This window comes from Bacteroidia bacterium, from assembly GCA_041391665.1.
Classification (GTDB): Bacteria; Bacteroidota; Bacteroidia; order J057; family J057; genus JAGQVA01.
Genome location: JAWKNO010000001.1, coordinates 1818356 through 1834779, shown reverse-complemented (window position 1 = coordinate 1834779; position 16424 = coordinate 1818356). Strand labels below are relative to the sequence as shown.

Here is a 16424-nt window from a genome sequence, read left to right as displayed (position 1 = left end):
AGAAGCGATAAAATTATAAAAATCCGGTTAATGGGCGACATTCGGCTCATAAAATTTTAATCTTTCTTATTTATTTTCGATTGTTTAATGCCCTCTCTGGAGAAAAAGGTGCAGATATACATTCCTTGCGGCTGGTTTTCTGCATTCCACAAAACGGAGTACAGGCCTGGTTGTTTTTCGGGTTCTTCCCAGGTTGCCACCAGGCGGCCCAGGTGATCAGAAACCGTGATTTTCACCGATTGGGGAGAACTGAGGTGGTAATACAGATTTATCTCTGAAGAAAATGGATTGGGTACACAGAGAAGTCCTTTCTCCAACGGAATCTCCTCATTGATCGTCTTACCTTCTGTCAGGATATGAAGCCTGTTGACAGCCAGATTTTTATACACTTGCCGTTCTTTTCCTGGCCAAAAAACAACGACCGAATCAATAGAAGAAGCAGAGCCGGTTCCAAAATGGAGAATATGGCTATTTTGACTGACATAACCTGAGCCGGAGTTAAGCTCATCCACCCAGCGTTTTTCTCCTGCAAAAACTTCTACCCGGGCACCGATTGCAGCGGCATTTGACTTTGTGCCTTCCAGTCGGAATTTTACCCAGTTGTTTGGGTTTACATTTTCGTTGTGAAACAGTTGGTTACCTGCAGCCCCATTGCCATTGGTAATAAATATGTCCACCCTCCCGTCATTGTCATAGTCCAGCGGTACCGCGCCATAACTACTGGCATTGCTGGCCAATACCGTTTCCTTACCCACATTCAGAAAGGTATTATCCTGCTGATTGTGGTAAAATACGTTGGGGAATGAGGGAGTATTTGCCACATAAATATCCTGCCAGCCGTCATTATCTGCATCAAAAAAGAAGGTACCCCACCCCATTCCGTAGTCGCCTGTACCGGCAGTGCGGGTTATGTCCTGGAAGGTTCCATCTCCCTTGTTGAGCAGAAGAACATTATTGTAAAGATTGGTAATATAAAGGTCGGGCCACCCATCATTATTTACATCACCCACATCAACGCCCATTCCAAAAGCCTTTACATCGACCTTTGCGGTTTGCGCGACATTGGTAAAGGTAAGGTCTCCGTTGTTGCGATAAAGGATATTAGCCTGATAATTATCATGCACGAGGTAAAGATCCTGATCGTGATCGTTGTCATAGTCAAAAAAAATCCCGCCCATGGCGAGCTGCGTATCCGTCGCTCCGGAGGAAATTGTAATATTCTCCAGGGTCAGATCTCCCCGGTTGCGATACAGCGTATTTTGGTCATTCATCCGGGCCACATAAATATCGAGGAAGCTGTCGCCGTCGATATCTGCGAGCAAAACGGCCATGGCATTGCCGGTAGCAGAGAGGAGTGTGCGTGCAGATGCCGATATGTCCAGAAATGTTCCGTCTTTCTGGTTGATGTACATTTTATCACGGGTACCTTTATTATTCCCCACAAAAAGATCCAGCCAGCCGTCATTGTCAAAATCACCCCAGGCAGCCACACGACTTTCACCGGCAAAATTTAATCCTGCTTCCCTTGCGACTTCCACAAAGGTTCCATCGCCCATATTGCGGTAAAGCAGGTTTTCGTCATAAGTACGGACTACAAAAATGTCTTCAAAGCCATCTTTATCATAATCAGCTATAGCAACCCCATAGCTGGAGCCTTTTCCATCTAAACCTGCAGCAGCAGATACATCAGAAAACTGATTCTGCGCACTGAGGATGACAACAGGAAATAAACCTGATAGTAGCAGCTTTTTCATTTTTGAAAGAAGTCTTTTCCGGCAAATTCAGTTCCCAGCTCTTCCAGAGAAACCCCTTTGGTTTCAGGCATCATTTTCCAGACAAACAATAATTGCAACACCATCATAAAGGCAAAAATACCAAATACCGGAGCCTCTCCTATTTTGGAAAACAACACCGGAATGAGTGATGGAATCGCAGCAGCCAGTACCCAGTGAACAGAACTACCAAAAGACTGCCCACTCGCCCGGAGGTGGTTGGGGAATATTTCAGAGATAAACACCCAGATCACGGTACCCTGACCAATTGCATGCGCAGCAATAAACAAAAACATAAAGCCCGGAACGGCCATTCCCTGCCAACCCCATAGAAAGGCGAGGGATACCATAGAAAGGGAAACGATATAACCAAATGAACAAATATACATCAGTTGTTTGCGGCCCAGACGATCGATCAGGCTAAGACCCAGCAAAGTAAAAACCATATTTACCAGCCCAATACCTGCGCTGCTCAAAAATGCCGTACTGGATTCGAGCCCTGCTGCCTGAAAAATTCTCGGAGCGTAGTAGAGGAAGGCATTGATTCCGGAAAACTGATTAAAAAAAGCAATCAAAAACGCCAGAATCAGCGGGTAACGGTACTTTTTGATGAATATCGTTTCACTCTGGTCAGCATCGTGGTGATCTGTCATAATTACCGCCATCTCGGCATCGACATCTGCTTTGGGGTCAATTTGTCTGAGGATATTTGCAGCGGCATCCCGGTCCTCTCTCATCACAAGCAACCAGCGGGGGCTTTCCGGAACGGTAAATACCATCAGCGTATAGGCAAATGCCGGGATTGCTTCGACCCCCACCATCCAGCGCCAGGCATTTTCACCGATATCTTTCAAAAGGTAGTTGGAAATGAAAGCGATAAGAATACCAAAGACGATATTGAACTGATACAAAGCCACCAGTTTGCCTCTGTTTTTGGCGGGGGCAATTTCAGAAATATAGGCAGGGCCGGCAATGGTGGAAGCCCCTACTCCTAATCCACCGATAAAACGAAAAAATGAAAATACCCAGGGATCACCTGCGAGGGAAGACCCTACGGCTGAGACAAAGTACAGCACCCCAATCCAGATCAGGGTATTTTTTCGACCCAGTTTATCTGTAGGAATACCGCCAAATATGGCGCCAATTACCGTACCCCAAAGTGCGGAAGCCATGACAATAAATCCGTGAAAAAGTTCGCCTTTGGGCCATAACTCCTGAAGGGACATATCTGCACCGGAAATAACCACGGTGTCAAACCCAAATAAAAATCCCGCGAGTGCGACGGTAATTGACCAGAAAATTACTTTGTTTCGGTTCATAGTAGTTATTTGCAAATATTAGTAGTAGTGGCGGAATTTACGCAAGAATACCTACGATGCAAAAATAAGATTGGCGGTGGAAATCCATCATAACAGCTTTTTCAGCGCATCCAGCTTTTCCACAAAACGTTTTACTTTTTCGGGGTCAACTGCACCAGCCCAGTAGCCATCTTTTTTAAAATATGAGCCCACGATCATTCCATCACATACGGGAGCATAAACAGGAAGATTGTCGATAGTAACCCCCGATCCTACCCAGACCGGTATTTTTACTGCCGCTTTTACCGATTGAATTTCCGAAATATCGGCCTCTGCGCCAGTGGCGGTTCCGGTGACGATGACGCCATCGCTCAGAAAAAATTCAGCTGCTTGAGCCGTTTCCGGGAGAGAAACATCTTCAGTAATAGCATGTGCGCTATGTTTTTTTTTGATGTCGGAGAGAATGCGAATATGATCTGCCCCGATTTGCCGGCGGTATCGGAGGAGGTCGCCGCCGTCGGCGTTCATGAGGCCCTCGTCTGCGATATGGGAAAAGACAAAGCCTTCGGCTCTGACAAAATCGAGGCCTGCAGCCAGCGCGACGGCAAGCGCCTGGCGATTGGCCCCTGCCAATATTTGTATGCCGCAGGGCAGTCCGGAGGTATGTTTTACCTCCCGCCCCAGCACGGCCATCATGGCCGTGATTTCGGGGCCGGCACTGCGGTTGAGGTAGGGCACGTCGTGCATATTTTCGATCGCGATGGCATCTACTCCCGCTTGCCGGTACACTGCTGCTTCCGCCGCAGCGCGATCCACAATCTGCTGTGGGGAGTATTGATGTTTGGGTGTGCCTGGAAGCGCATCCACGTGGATCATCGCCACTAAGGGACATTTTACGGAGAATAGGTTCATGGGGGTGAAAGTAAATTTGACGATAGATTCTGCTGCCTGTCTTACAGAGTAGTAGCCAAAGGGTTATTCTTCTGCCAAAGGTAAAGGAGTCAACGATATAGGATCAAGAAGCAACACAGACTGTAGGCTCAAGTAGGTTTCCCAGGCTTCTCTGAGCAAAGCAAAGTACTCTTGTTCAGAATGCTTCCACTGTTGGGTGGCTTCATAAAATTCCTGAACTGAGGATTGGCCGAGTGTCCATTTCTTGAGAGTAAGCTGATATTGAACTTCACGGATTTTTTCCAGCTTAAGTAGGATGTCTAACTTCGGCCTCACTCTGTTATATGCATTGATCAATTGATTGATTCGCTGAGCCTCCGCCTGCTGAGTTTGCTCAAAGGCCATCTGGCGCGCCATGACAGACCATGAACTTTGTTGTACCTGTAATTGGTTGATTCCCCAGGACCATATAGGGATACTCAGCTCAATGTTCAGATATTGCTGTGGGATGAAGGGGTTCGTTGCAGTCCACCATGGATCGCTGGAAAATCGATTGGTTCCGATTCCTCCAAAGACGGATAGCTGAGGCAATGCTTTCAGTTTTCTGGTTCGTACTTCTCTTACCAGGGAAAAAAGATCAACCCTTGCCTGCGCTCCGGCTACAGAGTTCCGAGCCACAAATGTATCTATGCGTGGCAGGGCAACGAACCCCGATCCAGGCAGATCAGGCTGATCCAGTCGCCAGTTTTCACTGGAAACTGGCTTTATCCCGCGCTGAAACAACAGATAGCAGGCATCATCAAATTGAGCTAACTGATCCATCAATAAAAGTGAGTCTTCGAGGATTAACTGCTCCAGCAGGAGTCGCTGGCTCAGGTCAGAAAACCCTTGTTCTAACTGCCTGTCCTGAATATTCAGCAAGGTATCGCGCTGCTGAAGTCGTATTGTTGTGGACGCTATCCCATCTTGCAGACTCCATGCCTCAAGGTAAGCAAGCGAAATTTCCTTGACCTGATCTGCAGCTTCCTGGAAAAATTCCTTCTGGGCGAGGTCCAATGAAAGGGCCAATTCCCGCTGCTCTCTCGCAGCTTCACCGAGGGTTCCAAAATCCTGAGTCCATCTGAGCTGAACCGGGGTGACGCCGTAGTTGAGAATCGTGTTTGGTCCCGTGGTGGACAGGAGGCGGCTCAAACCCGATTGTATCGACAACACTCCCCCCAATGCGTCCACCCGTTGATCAATTCTCAGATCAAGGCTATTTCTGATAAGCTGCTGGTTGCGGTATTCGTCAGCATCAATGACAGCGTTATACCGAAGGACATTTTGCCTGTTGAGGTTAAGTGGCTCACTCACTAGGGTCACTTGTGGGAGGGCGCGTAATTGTGTCAGGCGGCTTTCCGCCCGTGCAGCCTGGAGGGAATAATAGGATGGCATCCTGGTTGCCTGCTCCCAGACCAACTGCTGAAACTGTTGGAGCGTGAAGGTCTGGGCAATGCCTTCCACTCCCATTGCAAGCCAGCAAATCATCAGGCAAAGAATCCTATGCTTTAATCTCATAGTGGGTTGGGGTTGATTGGGTGGGATTTTTTCTGGAAAACGCGAATGTCCAGACAGGAACAAGGAACAGGGTAACCAAAAGGCCTATCCCGATTCCACCTCCGAGTACCAAGGCAAATGGGCGCTGCAATTGTGAGCCTAAGTCGTCAGACCACAAAAAAGGGAAAGTGGAAGCCATCGTAGTCAGGGAGGTAAGTACCACCGAAGAAACTTTCTCCGTGCTTCCTTGAAGGACTGCATCCTTCGCCGAAAAGCCCTCCCTTCGTCTTTTTTGGATAACATCGAGCTTTAGAATGGAATCATTGATAATGATCCCCATCATTACAATCAACCCGATCAACGACATCAGGTTCAGCGTTTGCCCACAGAAAAACAGCATGGCTGCAGTTCCTGCCATCACGACCGGAATCTCAAGGAGGATGACCAAAGGTATCCCAAATGATTCAAACTGGGCAGCAAGGATGAGAAATAACATCACCACCGACAATAGAATTGCAGAGACAAGATCACGCAATTGGGCATCAGATTTTTCATCGGGTGGGGAAAAAGACAAAAACAGTTCAGGCTTTTGGTGATTGATGACGGCTATTTTTTCTTTGAGTTGGGGGAGGAGTGGATGAGATGCCGGATAGTAAAATGGAATGAACACCCCATGTTCATCTGCATGAACGCGGGCAAATTTGGTGGCAGGCAAAACCTTGGCCAAAGTATGCAGCGGGATGGTTGAGCGGTTGGGTAGCACAATGGGAATTGCGGCCACTGCTTGAGGCGTTAACTTGCCGAATGAACTGCTTTGGGAGATCGTTCGGGTGGTTCCCGCCAGCTTGATTTGAAACGATTCGCCTAAACTCCACTTCAATTGGCGAAGAAGTTCTTCTACGGAGAGACCCGCCCGGGAAAGATTACCAGGATCTGGCAAGATGATCAGCCCCTCAAGCGGTTCTTCGGTCACAAGGGGGATATCCAATTCCAGAGACAATGACTGGCGCAGGAGTTCTATCGCTGCTGGATCATAGTCTGTGTTGTTAGGTAAATAACCCCGCAAATCAGAGAGATCAGAACGATGAGTGAAGAGGTACTCAAAAGGGGTTGGCATGGGAGCTATGCGCCACCGGGCCATTCCTTCGTGCCGGGAAAGAAAAGACTGAATTTTTTCTGCCTCGACATGAGCGGTGTTACCGTCGGTAAATTCCAGTAACAACTCAGATTCATTGGGCTTTAGGGGGTCTGGGTCGCGCAAAAAGGGCTGTTGTCTCATGTGCATAGATGAATGCAAGACCGAAGTGCCGCAATGTTCGACACAGGCCTCCATTTCCTGCTTCATACGATCAATAGATGTATCCTCCGGCCAAAAAAAGCGAACAAGGAGTTGCTTTCGCTCCATAGTGGGAAACAACTGGTGTGGCAACCTCCACATCAAAATCAGGCCCAGGGCAAGTACCCCGATAGTGGCAGCAAAAGCTATACCTGGCCGATGAAGTAAAATGGACAGCGTGTTCTTGTAAGCCTTCTGGGTGTTGATCCAAAACCGGGCCGGGGCTGTTTTAGTCATGCGGGGAAACCGTTTCGCCAAAAGAAAATAGACCGGTGGGATCAGAACCAAAGTGACGAGAAAAGAAGTTGAGAGGCTAATTGACATGCTGATTGCCTGTTCCGAAAACAGCGCATTGACCGTATCTCCGCCCGCGCGCAAAGGAATAAATACCACAATGGTGGTGGCAGTAGAGGTGGCCAGGGGCAAAGCCAAATCGGAAACACTTTTTCCGATTGCCTCCGCGAGAGGAAACCCATCTTCCAACAAAAGTCGGATCTGGTTCAACAGTATAATTGCGTTGTCAACCATCAGGCCGATACCGATCACAAGCCCTGCGAGGGAGAGGCTGTTGATGCCAATATCCAACCCCCAGAAGGTGCCTAAGGTCCAGCAAAGGGCCACGCCTACAGACAGACCAATGAGTAGAGCGGCAAGGCCTTGTCGCATAAACAGGAAAAACAGGATACCCGCCATAAAAATACTCAGCAATAAGCCCTGCCACATATTTTGGATGGCGAGTTCCAGGATTTCGGTCTGGTCTCTTGTCGTTACAAACCGAACACGAGCCTGGCTGGCGGAAAGTTCCTCACAGACAGCCGCTACCTGCCTGCTCATGTTGGACAGGTTGGCACCACTGCGTTGCAGCAAAGCAAAGCACAAGGCGGGCGATCCGTCCAGAAAAACCTGATGCTCCTGCGGTTCGGTTTTCTGCTGGATACTCGCCACCTCCCCCAGAAAAAAGGAAGCATTTTGAGTGCGAATCAGGATAGAATCTGGCTCAAGGAACTGAGACGAAAATATCTGGACAGGCCGGGAACGGTACCCTTCCCGGAGTTCAATCTGCACCGGGTCGGGCGTGGCTGCCTGAATCAAGCCGGGCAACGCACTGGGGTGAATCCCCCGCATCAGCAAAGCCTGGTCATCGGGAATAATTTCCCAATGTTTCACCCACAATCCCGCTATCTCTACAGTACCAATATCAGGCTGCTGCTCTAATCTTTGTGAAACCCGTTCCTTAGCCCACTGGCTCAGCGCCATCATCGCGTCCTCAAACCCCACAGAGCCTGGGTCTTGTTCTACCTGAAGATAGAGATACATCACGGGGAGGTCTGTAAGGGTTGGAAGCCGAATTTCAGGCCGGTTCAGAATGGCGATTCCAGATTCTATGGCCTGATCCACCCGGTCGCTGGCTTCCTGACGGGCTGTTTCCATGTCTGCATCCCTTGAAAAATGAAGCGTTAGCAAACAGTCCCCCGATTCACAGGTGCTTTCCATAGAGACAAGCCCGGACATCGGTGCAAGTGCCGCCCTGAGAGGGTTGGAGAGTTGCGTTTCCATATAAACCGCGTCAAAGCCTGGCTGGTGAATCCTAACCTCGAGGAGGGGAGCCGCCCGCTCGGGAAGCAAGGATGTATTGAGAAAATTGACCGCCACCGCCCCTGCACATGCCAGCGCAAGGGAGAGAGTGATTAAGCCCAATGGCCGGGAAATGAATATCCAGTCTTTCATGGTGTTGAAATATCCTTCTGCCTGACAGACACGGGAACAGCATTGGCAAGCGCGAAACCGCCCTCACTGATCACGATTTCTCCAGGTTGGATCCCATCCCGGATGATAGCCCATTCGGCATTCTGCGGGCCAGGGGTTACGTATCGCCAGAAGGCACTGTCATTTTTCCAGACAAAAACCAATTCTCGCCCCTGCCGGTGCAGCAAAGCCGTTGTAGGCACAACCACTTGCCCGGGTACCGCCCGAAACAAAACAACCTCTGCTGCCATACCTGGCAGCAGTTTTTCTCCCGCCGGGGCAAATCTCGCCCGCACATAAACCAGACCACCGGCAGATACCTCTGGGTTGATCTCTTCTACCTTCGCCTGAAATACCCTGTTTACCCCCGCGACGTTTACCCTTATCGCAGTTCCTGGCTTCAGGAAGGTGATTTCACCCGGCAGTATCTGAAAGGTAACCAACAAGGAGCTTAGGTCTGCCAGGGACAGGGCGAATGCGGGATCTTGTTCCTTTTCCGGAAGATTAATGCCCGAAATAACCCCGGGAAACGGCGCGATGATGGCGGCCTGCTTCAGCGCGAGCTTCGCTTCCTGATGTGTAACCTTAGCCTTCAGCCACCCACTACTCATCGCTGCCTGATTGCGAACGGCCACTGGAATGGACAAAGAATCTTCCGTCGAATATCCTAACCCAAGCAGCCTTTCGAGGTAGGCAGCACGCCGCTCCGCCAGCTCCAGAGTTGCTTTTTCGAGCGCCAGCCACAGCCCGGGTTGCGGCTGAATGGCCAGGGTATCGCCTGCTTTCACCACCTGCCCGTTGTGCACCCTAAATTCAACCGGGGCCAGGGGATCAGCAAGCCGGAATACCACTTTTCTCGATGGCTCCAGGGTTCCTACAGCCACCCGACGATCTTCAAAAGTGCTGATTTTGATTTGGAAGGTGTCCACATCCGGAAGCAGGGCCACCTGCGCTTCGGGTTTTTGCTCCGTTACCTGCTGTCTGGGTCCGGTACCAGGCGCAGAGCAACCTAAAAGCGTGATCAACATCAATACCCATTTGAGCATTTGCGTTTCCATGAGCGATCTATTCATTTGGATGGATAATGAGTCCGGGTAACAAGGTAAAAGTAGCAAACAGAGACATCACCAGCCCTCCCAGAATTCCTCCGGCCAGACTAGTCCAGAAGGGAATGGTGGGCATAAACAGAAAAGGGGTCACTCCGGCGATGGTGGTGAGGGTCGTGCTGATCATGGATGGCCTTACTTCCCGCCATGCCATCTCCCAGGCCTGGAGAGGAGAAATTGCTGTGCCGGAGTTGGCCCGTATGCGACTCCATCCCGCGAGTTGATACAACGCAAGGTTGACAGAAGAACCGGCTACCAGAGCTACAGAAACAAGCCCGCCTTCGTCCCAGGGCAAATCGCTGAGGCCAAAAACCAGCATTACCCCGATCAAAGAGGCTGGAATCATGAGCCACACCTTCCATGCTTCGCGCCATGACTCCAGGCAGGCACCCAGCACAATCCAGATCAGGATCCCGCCTATGGCCCATATCCATGCATCGGAGGAAGAATCTGTGCCAGAGCCGAGCATCTCAGGCTCTGCAAAATGATAGCCAATGGGGAGCTGCTCCCCAACCCTGCGCTTTACTTCCTCTGCCAACGCCGATTCTGCCCTGGCATTTCCCTGAAAGGTATAGGTCGTCCGGATCATGTATTTTCGATTAAACCTGTCAATCTGATTATCCCGCAGAACGGCTTCGCGCCATCCCCTCGGATCAAAGTAGAATGGCCCATGAACATCCCAAAGCGGATATTGTTTCACACTCGTGAACTGCTGCCACTTGTTATGCGGAGTTAAAGCGATGGGGAAGGCGAATCCCTGAGCCTGAACAGTAAATGAACTCAAAAAGCTTTGCGCAACCTCGTGCCCCCCGGAAACAGGATTCAGGCTCGACGGAGGAGCCCAGCGATAGGTTTGAATGGGAATAGTACGACCAGTGGTGACTCCGGCGCTGAGAACACGGGGGGAACGCTTCAACTCCGCGGCCACCTTATTGCCTAGCCGCTCTGTTTCCGGGTAGTCGGTACCAACCAGGAAAATGCTGCCGTTTCCCTCATCATAACTGTTACCTTTCCTGTATGGGTGGCCATCCTGAAACTTGCCGGTACCCCTGATAAACCAGTTCAGATCATCTGTTTCCGCGGCAATTCTTTCCAACCTGGATTTCAATAAAAATGGGAAGCCTGTGTCTTCAAATGGCCGCTTCACGGTAATGCTAATGTTGGTTTGGGTGTTTCCTACTTCCCTTGAAAGCACAAAGTCCACCTCTTCCACCGATCCGATCCAGGCTTCCAACTGCTCCCTTACGCGGATAAACTCTTCATTGCTCGCATCAGGATCCACAGAAAGGTTTACCAGTATGGCAGGCCGGTCAGTCTCCACGAGCGCCGACTGAAAAGCCGACTTTTCATCAAACAGCCTCCAGACTCCACCGAGGGCAGGCTCAGCCCAGGGCTGGATGTATTGCCGGTACCATGACGACTGTCTCCATGTATTCACATTCTCCTCGCCGATGATGATCTCCTGACGGCCAGCCTGTGACAGGGGGATCCCCAGCGCAAGAACAAACCCGATGCGAATCAGCCTCCGGTGCTTCACCGCCCATGACCACCACCTATGCGGGGTTGAAGCGGACATTTTTGGGTCCACCAGCCTGCGGGGCAAGGGCCATATGGAAAGAAGGGCAGGCAGCACCAGCGCGGCAACGAAGATGGAGATCAGCAGATTGACTGATAAGACCTCAAAGAAACCCAGGCTGAAGGCAACTTTCCCTTCGCTACCCGCGAAGGCCAGCACTGCCAGCGGCAGCAGGGTAGTCAGCACTGCCGACCAAAGCTCCAGTACCGCATTCACCTGATTCCCTTGCCTGGCCCGCTCCATCACAATGAGATAATTGTCCACCACCAGGCCTAATGAAACGGAAGACGCTGCGAGGGTATAGAAGTGAACGGGAATGTGAAAGATGCGGTAGAGGAGCGCGCACAATGCCAGATTGACCACCATACAAAAAAGAAGGGTGAGCCAGTATCTCACCGACCTGGCGATGAGGAAAAGAGCCAGGATGATTCCAAGCAATGAAAATACGGCAAGCCGAAGGCTGCTGCTGAGATTGGCCTGGAGTAGATCTGCGCTGTTGTCAACGATGTCAAAAAAATACCCTTCAGGAAGAACTGCCTGCACCTCGGCTACTGCATCCCTAAGCCTGGCAGAACTGCGGAGGATGCTCGCATCTTCCCGATAGAAGACCGAAAATAACAAAGCTGGCAGTTGATTGGCCCGAACGGACTCTTGCTGCGGATCGGGGCCCAGTTCTACCTTCAGGATGGAGGGCAGGGGTAAGAGATTTCCCTGTTGCGCAGGCAGGTATATATCTTCCCAGGGAGGGTTTTGCGGGTCTGGGTGCATTTGAACGGCCACAAATCCGGCTTCGTTTGTTGCCACAACCTGCTGCATCCCTGCTTTTTCCAGGGCATTGGCGATCTCCTCAAGGGGAAGTGGGGCATCATGAAGAGGGGTCATGCTCCATTGAAAGTGTTTTCTTCCCTGTACATTCACCTCCTCCATGCCGGGGATTCTGGAAAGGAGCGGCCCGGTGTGTTTGGCATATATCTGCTCCAGTTCGTAGGGATCAGGCCCCCAGAGCAAGAGGGTGGCACCATCTCGCTTTCCCGATTGCGAGAGCCTGATCTGGGGGAGCGATACCCCGACGGGAAGTTGTGGCTGCAGGCGCCGAAGCAGGGCACGCGCTTCTCTTCGTACCTTCTCCGGGTTCATGTTTGGGGTGATCTTAAAGCGAACGAAGGCACGGCCACGGGTGGAAGTGGAGTGGATGTCCTCAATGCCAGAGATGGAACTGAGCAGCGATTCGACCTTCAGGGTAAGCTGAAGCTCCATCTGCCGGGCTTCTTGCCCGGGATAGGTGTAAGAAACCTCCAGCACAGAACCCGGCCTGGAAGGGAGCCATTGAATGGCCAGATACTGGATGCTCCACAGCCCCATCACACTCAGCAGCACCGTGACTGTGAGGATTCTGAAAGGGGTGAGAACAAGAGGTTGGCCTGGGCTCATACTACACAACTAATGGCGGCTCAAATGGTAAGGTACGAATTTCTTTGTGAATCAAATACGTGAAATCCGATCCTATCGTATTTCAGCACTTTGACTATTGGGTATAGAATGATCTGACGTTTTTATTCCGGGAGTTGGTAGCGGTAGAAAAGCCCTTCACCGTCAATCGCAAACACTTTCCCTTGTTCCACAGCAAATCCGATGAACAGAGGCAAAGGCCCTCCTTCCAAACCCAGAAGATGGTAGGTTTTTCTAAGCTCCAAAGTTCCCTGATCAAACTGGAACTCATATATGATGTCGGCGCTCGACTCGGCCTGATTGTGGTAGTGAGAAACCAGGGTATAAAGGCGATTAGTTTGCTTGTCGAAAGTTGATTCTGGAATCGCCCTGGTGAAAAGCAGGTTAGGGTCGTCATCTGCTTTCTGCATTTCCCTTTTCTGTTTAATTACTTCATAATCCGATAAATCCAAATCTAAAATCAGTTGTTTTGCCTGGTTATAGACGAGGATTCGGGGCATCGTTACCGTTACAAGGATCGCGATCAGATACCCATCTGGAGTTAAGTGTAAATCCGCAGGGATTCTTTCTTTCTCTGGTTTGATGCCGGTGCCAAAGTAGGACTCAATTTCTTTGGTATTTAGATTGAATGTCAGCCCAACCGAAGGCTGGTAGCCTGTGCTGAAGAAGCAGTTTCCCTGTTGATCCATCGCAAATCGCGACCACCGTTCATATTCCGCAGGCACTCTGATTTCATGGAGGAAAGAACCTGCCTTGTCGAAAGCCTGAATGCTTTTTTTTGAAAAATCGAACAGGTGAAATTCATCATTGTGCCATACCCCCTTATGGAGGCTCTGGAACTCTCCGGGGCCTAAGCCCTTTTCTCCGAAAACCAGACCCGCCTGTAAATTCATATCCGTGCAAACGATCCTGCCTTCGTCACGAGAGCCTGCACAGACACCTCCGGGAATCGCAAACATACAAGTGGGAGAAAAGAACAGCGTATCATGCAATTGATCGGTGACAATATCCGCTTTCAGGGGAATCATCAACTCCGGATGGGAGGATTCGGTAAGTACTCCGCAGGAAAAAAACAAAACAGTCCACGCGATTAAGGTTGTTTTCATCAGAAATCGTTTAATAGAAGAAGATAACCTGCTCAAATTTAACAATTTTTTAACACTAGAAGATCCCGTACCTAGCCGGGCAATGGATAGCGGTAGAAAAGCTCGGTTATCAGGTCGTAGGTAAATATTTGCTTATCCACAACCGCAAAACTCAAAAAGGCTGGCTTCGATTCTTCTGGCCCTGTAAGCCGGTAGGTACTTCGGTGAGATAATGATCCATCTTGGTACTGAAACTCGTAGATTGTACGTGCCGCAGTGTTGTCGTCCCCCGGCTCATACCCAAACACCAGTACATACAGCCGGTTGGTCCCGGTATCAAGCTGGGCTCCTCCAAAAACCGAAAACATAAATGCGTGGGGGTCTCCCTTAACCTTTCGGAATTCGGCACCGCCTTTTACCAACTCATCATCAGAGAGGTCGTACGTTGATCTGGCCTTAAGGTCGGGGCCATATACTACGATACGGGGAAGCGTTTCTAAGATGGAGATCAAATGGCCATCTTTCAGCCTGAGTAAATTCGCGGGTGCTTTTTTCTCGTCTTCCGCTTTGTCCCCCACACCAAAAAAAGACACTGTTTTCTGCGAGTCGAGATCAAACCTAAGCCCTACCGAAGACACAAATCCGGTACCGAGGTAGCAGTCGCCATCTTCGCCGATGGCAAATGTTGAATAATTATCATATTCTGCCGGCAGGCGCACTTCTTTGATGAACACACCCTCTTCCCCAAAAACCTGTATTGATTTTTTACCTGCATCGTAGATAAAGAACTGTCCCTCGTAATAAACACCATGTCCGGGATACATGATTTCTCCCGGGCCAAGTCCTTTGCGGCCCAATATGGTCTGAGCCTGAAAGTCAACGTCTGTGCAGATGATCCTACCTCCGTCATAATCACCTATACAGACGCGACCGTTTGCAGAAAACATGCCGTTGCATCTGACAAAAAGCGTATCATGAAGCTGTTCTGTGACGAGGTCGGGGGTGAGAAAAATAAGGGACTGAGGATCCCGGGTCGTTTGAGAGGTAGTACAGCCCATGAAGGCGCACCAGACAAAAAAACAGAAATATCGCATAGGGTTTATTAATTTTCTCTTAATGAGGTAAGTGAAAGTGCCGTTGTACCATTTAATCCGACAGGGTATATTTGTAGAAAAGCCCTTCACCGTCAATCGCAAACACTTTCCTTTGTTCCACAGCAAAACCGATAAACACAGGCAGAGGCCCTCCTTCCAAACCCAGAAGATGGTAGGTTTTTCTAAGCTCCAAAGTTCCCTGAGCAAACTGGAACTCATACATGATGTCGGCACTCCCTAAAATTTCTCCTTTTGTATCTTTTCCATAGTGGTGGAGTGCCCACACATAAAGACGTTGGGTTGCCTTATCGAAGGTTGATTCTGCAATCGCCCTGGTGAAAAGCAGGTTAGGATCGTCATCTGCTTTCTGCATTTCCCTTTTCTGTTTAATTACTTCATAATCCGATAAATCCAAATCTAAAATCAGTTGTTTCGCCTGGTTATAGACGAGGATTCGGGGCATCGTTACCGTTACAAGGATCGCGATCAGGTATCCATCCAGAGTTAAGTGTAAATCCGCAGGGATTCTTTCTTTCTCCGGTTTGATGCCGGTGCCAAAGTAGGAGTCAATTTCTTTGGTATTTAGATTGAATAACAGCCCAACCGAAGGCTGGTAGCCTGTGCTAAAAAAGCAGTTTCCCTGTTGATCCATCGCAAATCGCGACGATCGGTCATATTCCGCAGGCACTCTGATTTCATGGAGGAAAGAACCTGACTTGTCGAAAGCCTGAATGCTTTTTTTTGAAAAATCGAACAGGTGAAATTCATCATTGTGCCATACCCCCTTATGGAGGCTCTGGAACTCTCCGGGGCCTAAGCCCTTTTCTCCGAAAACCAGACCCGCCTGTAAATTCATATCCGTGCAAACGATCCTGCCTTCGTCACGAGAGCCTGCACAGACACCTCCGGGAATCGCAAACATACAAGTGGGAGAAAAGAACAGCGTATCATGCAATTGATCGGTGACAATATCCGCTTTCAGGGGAATCATCAACTCCGGATGGGAGGATTCGGTAAGTACTCCGCAGGAAAAAAGCAAAGCAGCCCACGCGATTAAAGTTGTTTTCATTAGGAAGGATTTAAGGGAAGAAGATAGCCTGTTATCCGATACTCTGCAACAGAGAACCTGATAACAGGCGAACACAGGTTATTGATCCATTTCGCCGCACCCGTACTCGTTACCACTTGCAGGACAGAAGATGCGGTCTGGTGCTACCTGCTGGCAGTTATTGCAGGAGTAAGTAGTCCCACCACACACAATGAAACATGCTTTTGCAGAAGGAACTGCCGCTCCGGCCAGAAGCAGCAAAAGGGTGAAAATTTTGACTTTTTTTGACATAGTTAAGTGTTTTAATAGTGAGCAGACAAAATACCCCCCCCCTCGAATATTCCGATACCCGAATTAAAATTTAACAATTTCTTAACATTAGAAGGTCGCATCCCGTATCTAGCCGGACGCAGCCTGGAAACTCTCTGCACGCCGCAGTGCGAAACCGCGAAGCGTCGAAGATCCCATTAAGGGAGTGAAAGGATTA

The 16424-nt window shown here is 49.7% G+C and carries 11 protein-coding genes; all 11 read right to left on the bottom strand.

The genetic code is table 11. The features are described 5' to 3' along the window. Positions 1 to 56: 56 nt before the first annotated feature. Positions 57 to 1754, bottom strand: a complete 1698-nt coding sequence (locus tag R3D00_07720) for an FG-GAP-like repeat-containing protein (GenBank protein ID MEZ4773054.1) — start codon at positions 1752 to 1754, stop codon at positions 57 to 59. After that, positions 1751 to 3091 (bottom strand): sugar porter family MFS transporter, encoded by a 1341-nt coding sequence (locus R3D00_07715; protein ID MEZ4773053.1) that lies wholly within the window; start codon positions 3089 to 3091, stop codon positions 1751 to 1753. The genes R3D00_07720 and R3D00_07715 overlap by 4 nt, the downstream gene beginning before the upstream one ends. Before the next feature lie 87 nt (positions 3092 to 3178). Then, positions 3179 to 3982 (bottom strand): BtpA/SgcQ family protein, encoded by an 804-nt coding sequence (locus tag R3D00_07710; protein MEZ4773052.1) that lies wholly within the window; start codon positions 3980 to 3982, stop codon positions 3179 to 3181. 63 nt (positions 3983 to 4045) lie between these two features. Next, positions 4046 to 5518 (bottom strand): TolC family protein, encoded by a 1473-nt coding sequence (locus R3D00_07705; protein ID MEZ4773051.1) that lies wholly within the window; start codon positions 5516 to 5518, stop codon positions 4046 to 4048. Further along, positions 5502 to 8561 (bottom strand): efflux RND transporter permease subunit, encoded by a 3060-nt coding sequence (locus R3D00_07700; GenBank protein MEZ4773050.1) that lies wholly within the window; start codon positions 8559 to 8561, stop codon positions 5502 to 5504. The genes R3D00_07705 and R3D00_07700 overlap by 17 nt, the downstream gene beginning before the upstream one ends. Then, positions 8558 to 9652, bottom strand: coding sequence for an efflux RND transporter periplasmic adaptor subunit (locus tag R3D00_07695; GenBank protein ID MEZ4773049.1), 1095 nt, complete (start codon positions 9650 to 9652; stop codon positions 8558 to 8560). The genes R3D00_07700 and R3D00_07695 overlap by 4 nt, the downstream gene beginning before the upstream one ends. Further along, positions 9645 to 12692 (bottom strand): efflux RND transporter permease subunit, encoded by a 3048-nt coding sequence (locus R3D00_07690; GenBank protein MEZ4773048.1) that lies wholly within the window; start codon positions 12690 to 12692, stop codon positions 9645 to 9647. Before R3D00_07690 ends, R3D00_07695 begins: the two co-directional genes overlap by 8 nt. A 122-nt stretch (positions 12693 to 12814) precedes the next feature. Next, complete coding sequence (locus R3D00_07685) at positions 12815 to 13816, bottom strand: hypothetical protein (GenBank protein ID MEZ4773047.1); 1002 nt, start codon at positions 13814 to 13816, stop codon at positions 12815 to 12817. Between the two features lie 71 nt (positions 13817 to 13887). After that, positions 13888 to 14889 (bottom strand): hypothetical protein, encoded by a 1002-nt coding sequence (locus R3D00_07680; GenBank protein ID MEZ4773046.1) that lies wholly within the window; start codon positions 14887 to 14889, stop codon positions 13888 to 13890. Between the two features lie 52 nt (positions 14890 to 14941). Beyond that, complete coding sequence (locus R3D00_07675) at positions 14942 to 15958, bottom strand: hypothetical protein (GenBank protein MEZ4773045.1); 1017 nt, start codon at positions 15956 to 15958, stop codon at positions 14942 to 14944. A gap of 78 nt (positions 15959 to 16036) precedes the next feature. Continuing rightward, the gene (locus R3D00_07670) at positions 16037 to 16228 is read right to left on the bottom strand and encodes a hypothetical protein (protein ID MEZ4773044.1); all 192 of its coding nucleotides are present in this window, start codon (positions 16226 to 16228) and stop codon (positions 16037 to 16039) included. Positions 16229 to 16424 lie beyond the last annotated feature (196 nt).

Excerpts from the sequence above, each read along its gene's own strand:
- R3D00_07705 (MEZ4773051.1), bottom strand. The coding sequence starts at position 5,518 with ATGAGATTAAAGCATAGGATTCTTTGCCTGATGATTTGCTGGCTTGCA.
- R3D00_07685 (MEZ4773047.1), bottom strand. The coding sequence starts at position 13,816 with ATGAAAACAACCTTAATCGCGTGGACTGTTTTGTTTTTTTCCTGCGGA.
- R3D00_07670 (MEZ4773044.1), bottom strand. The coding sequence starts at position 16,228 with ATGTCAAAAAAAGTCAAAATTTTCACCCTTTTGCTGCTTCTGGCCGGA.
- R3D00_07680 (MEZ4773046.1), bottom strand. The coding sequence starts at position 14,889 with ATGCGATATTTCTGTTTTTTTGTCTGGTGCGCCTTCATGGGCTGTACT.
- R3D00_07675 (MEZ4773045.1), bottom strand. The coding sequence starts at position 15,958 with ATGAAAACAACTTTAATCGCGTGGGCTGCTTTGCTTTTTTCCTGCGGA.
- R3D00_07710 (MEZ4773052.1), bottom strand. The coding sequence starts at position 3,982 with ATGAACCTATTCTCCGTAAAATGTCCCTTAGTGGCGATGATCCACGTG.
- R3D00_07695 (MEZ4773049.1), bottom strand. The coding sequence starts at position 9,652 with ATGAATAGATCGCTCATGGAAACGCAAATGCTCAAATGGGTATTGATG.
- R3D00_07720 (MEZ4773054.1), bottom strand. The coding sequence starts at position 1,754 with ATGAAAAAGCTGCTACTATCAGGTTTATTTCCTGTTGTCATCCTCAGT.
- R3D00_07690 (MEZ4773048.1), bottom strand. The coding sequence starts at position 12,692 with ATGAGCCCAGGCCAACCTCTTGTTCTCACCCCTTTCAGAATCCTCACA.
- R3D00_07700 (MEZ4773050.1), bottom strand. The coding sequence starts at position 8,561 with ATGAAAGACTGGATATTCATTTCCCGGCCATTGGGCTTAATCACTCTC.
- R3D00_07715 (MEZ4773053.1), bottom strand. The coding sequence starts at position 3,091 with ATGAACCGAAACAAAGTAATTTTCTGGTCAATTACCGTCGCACTCGCG.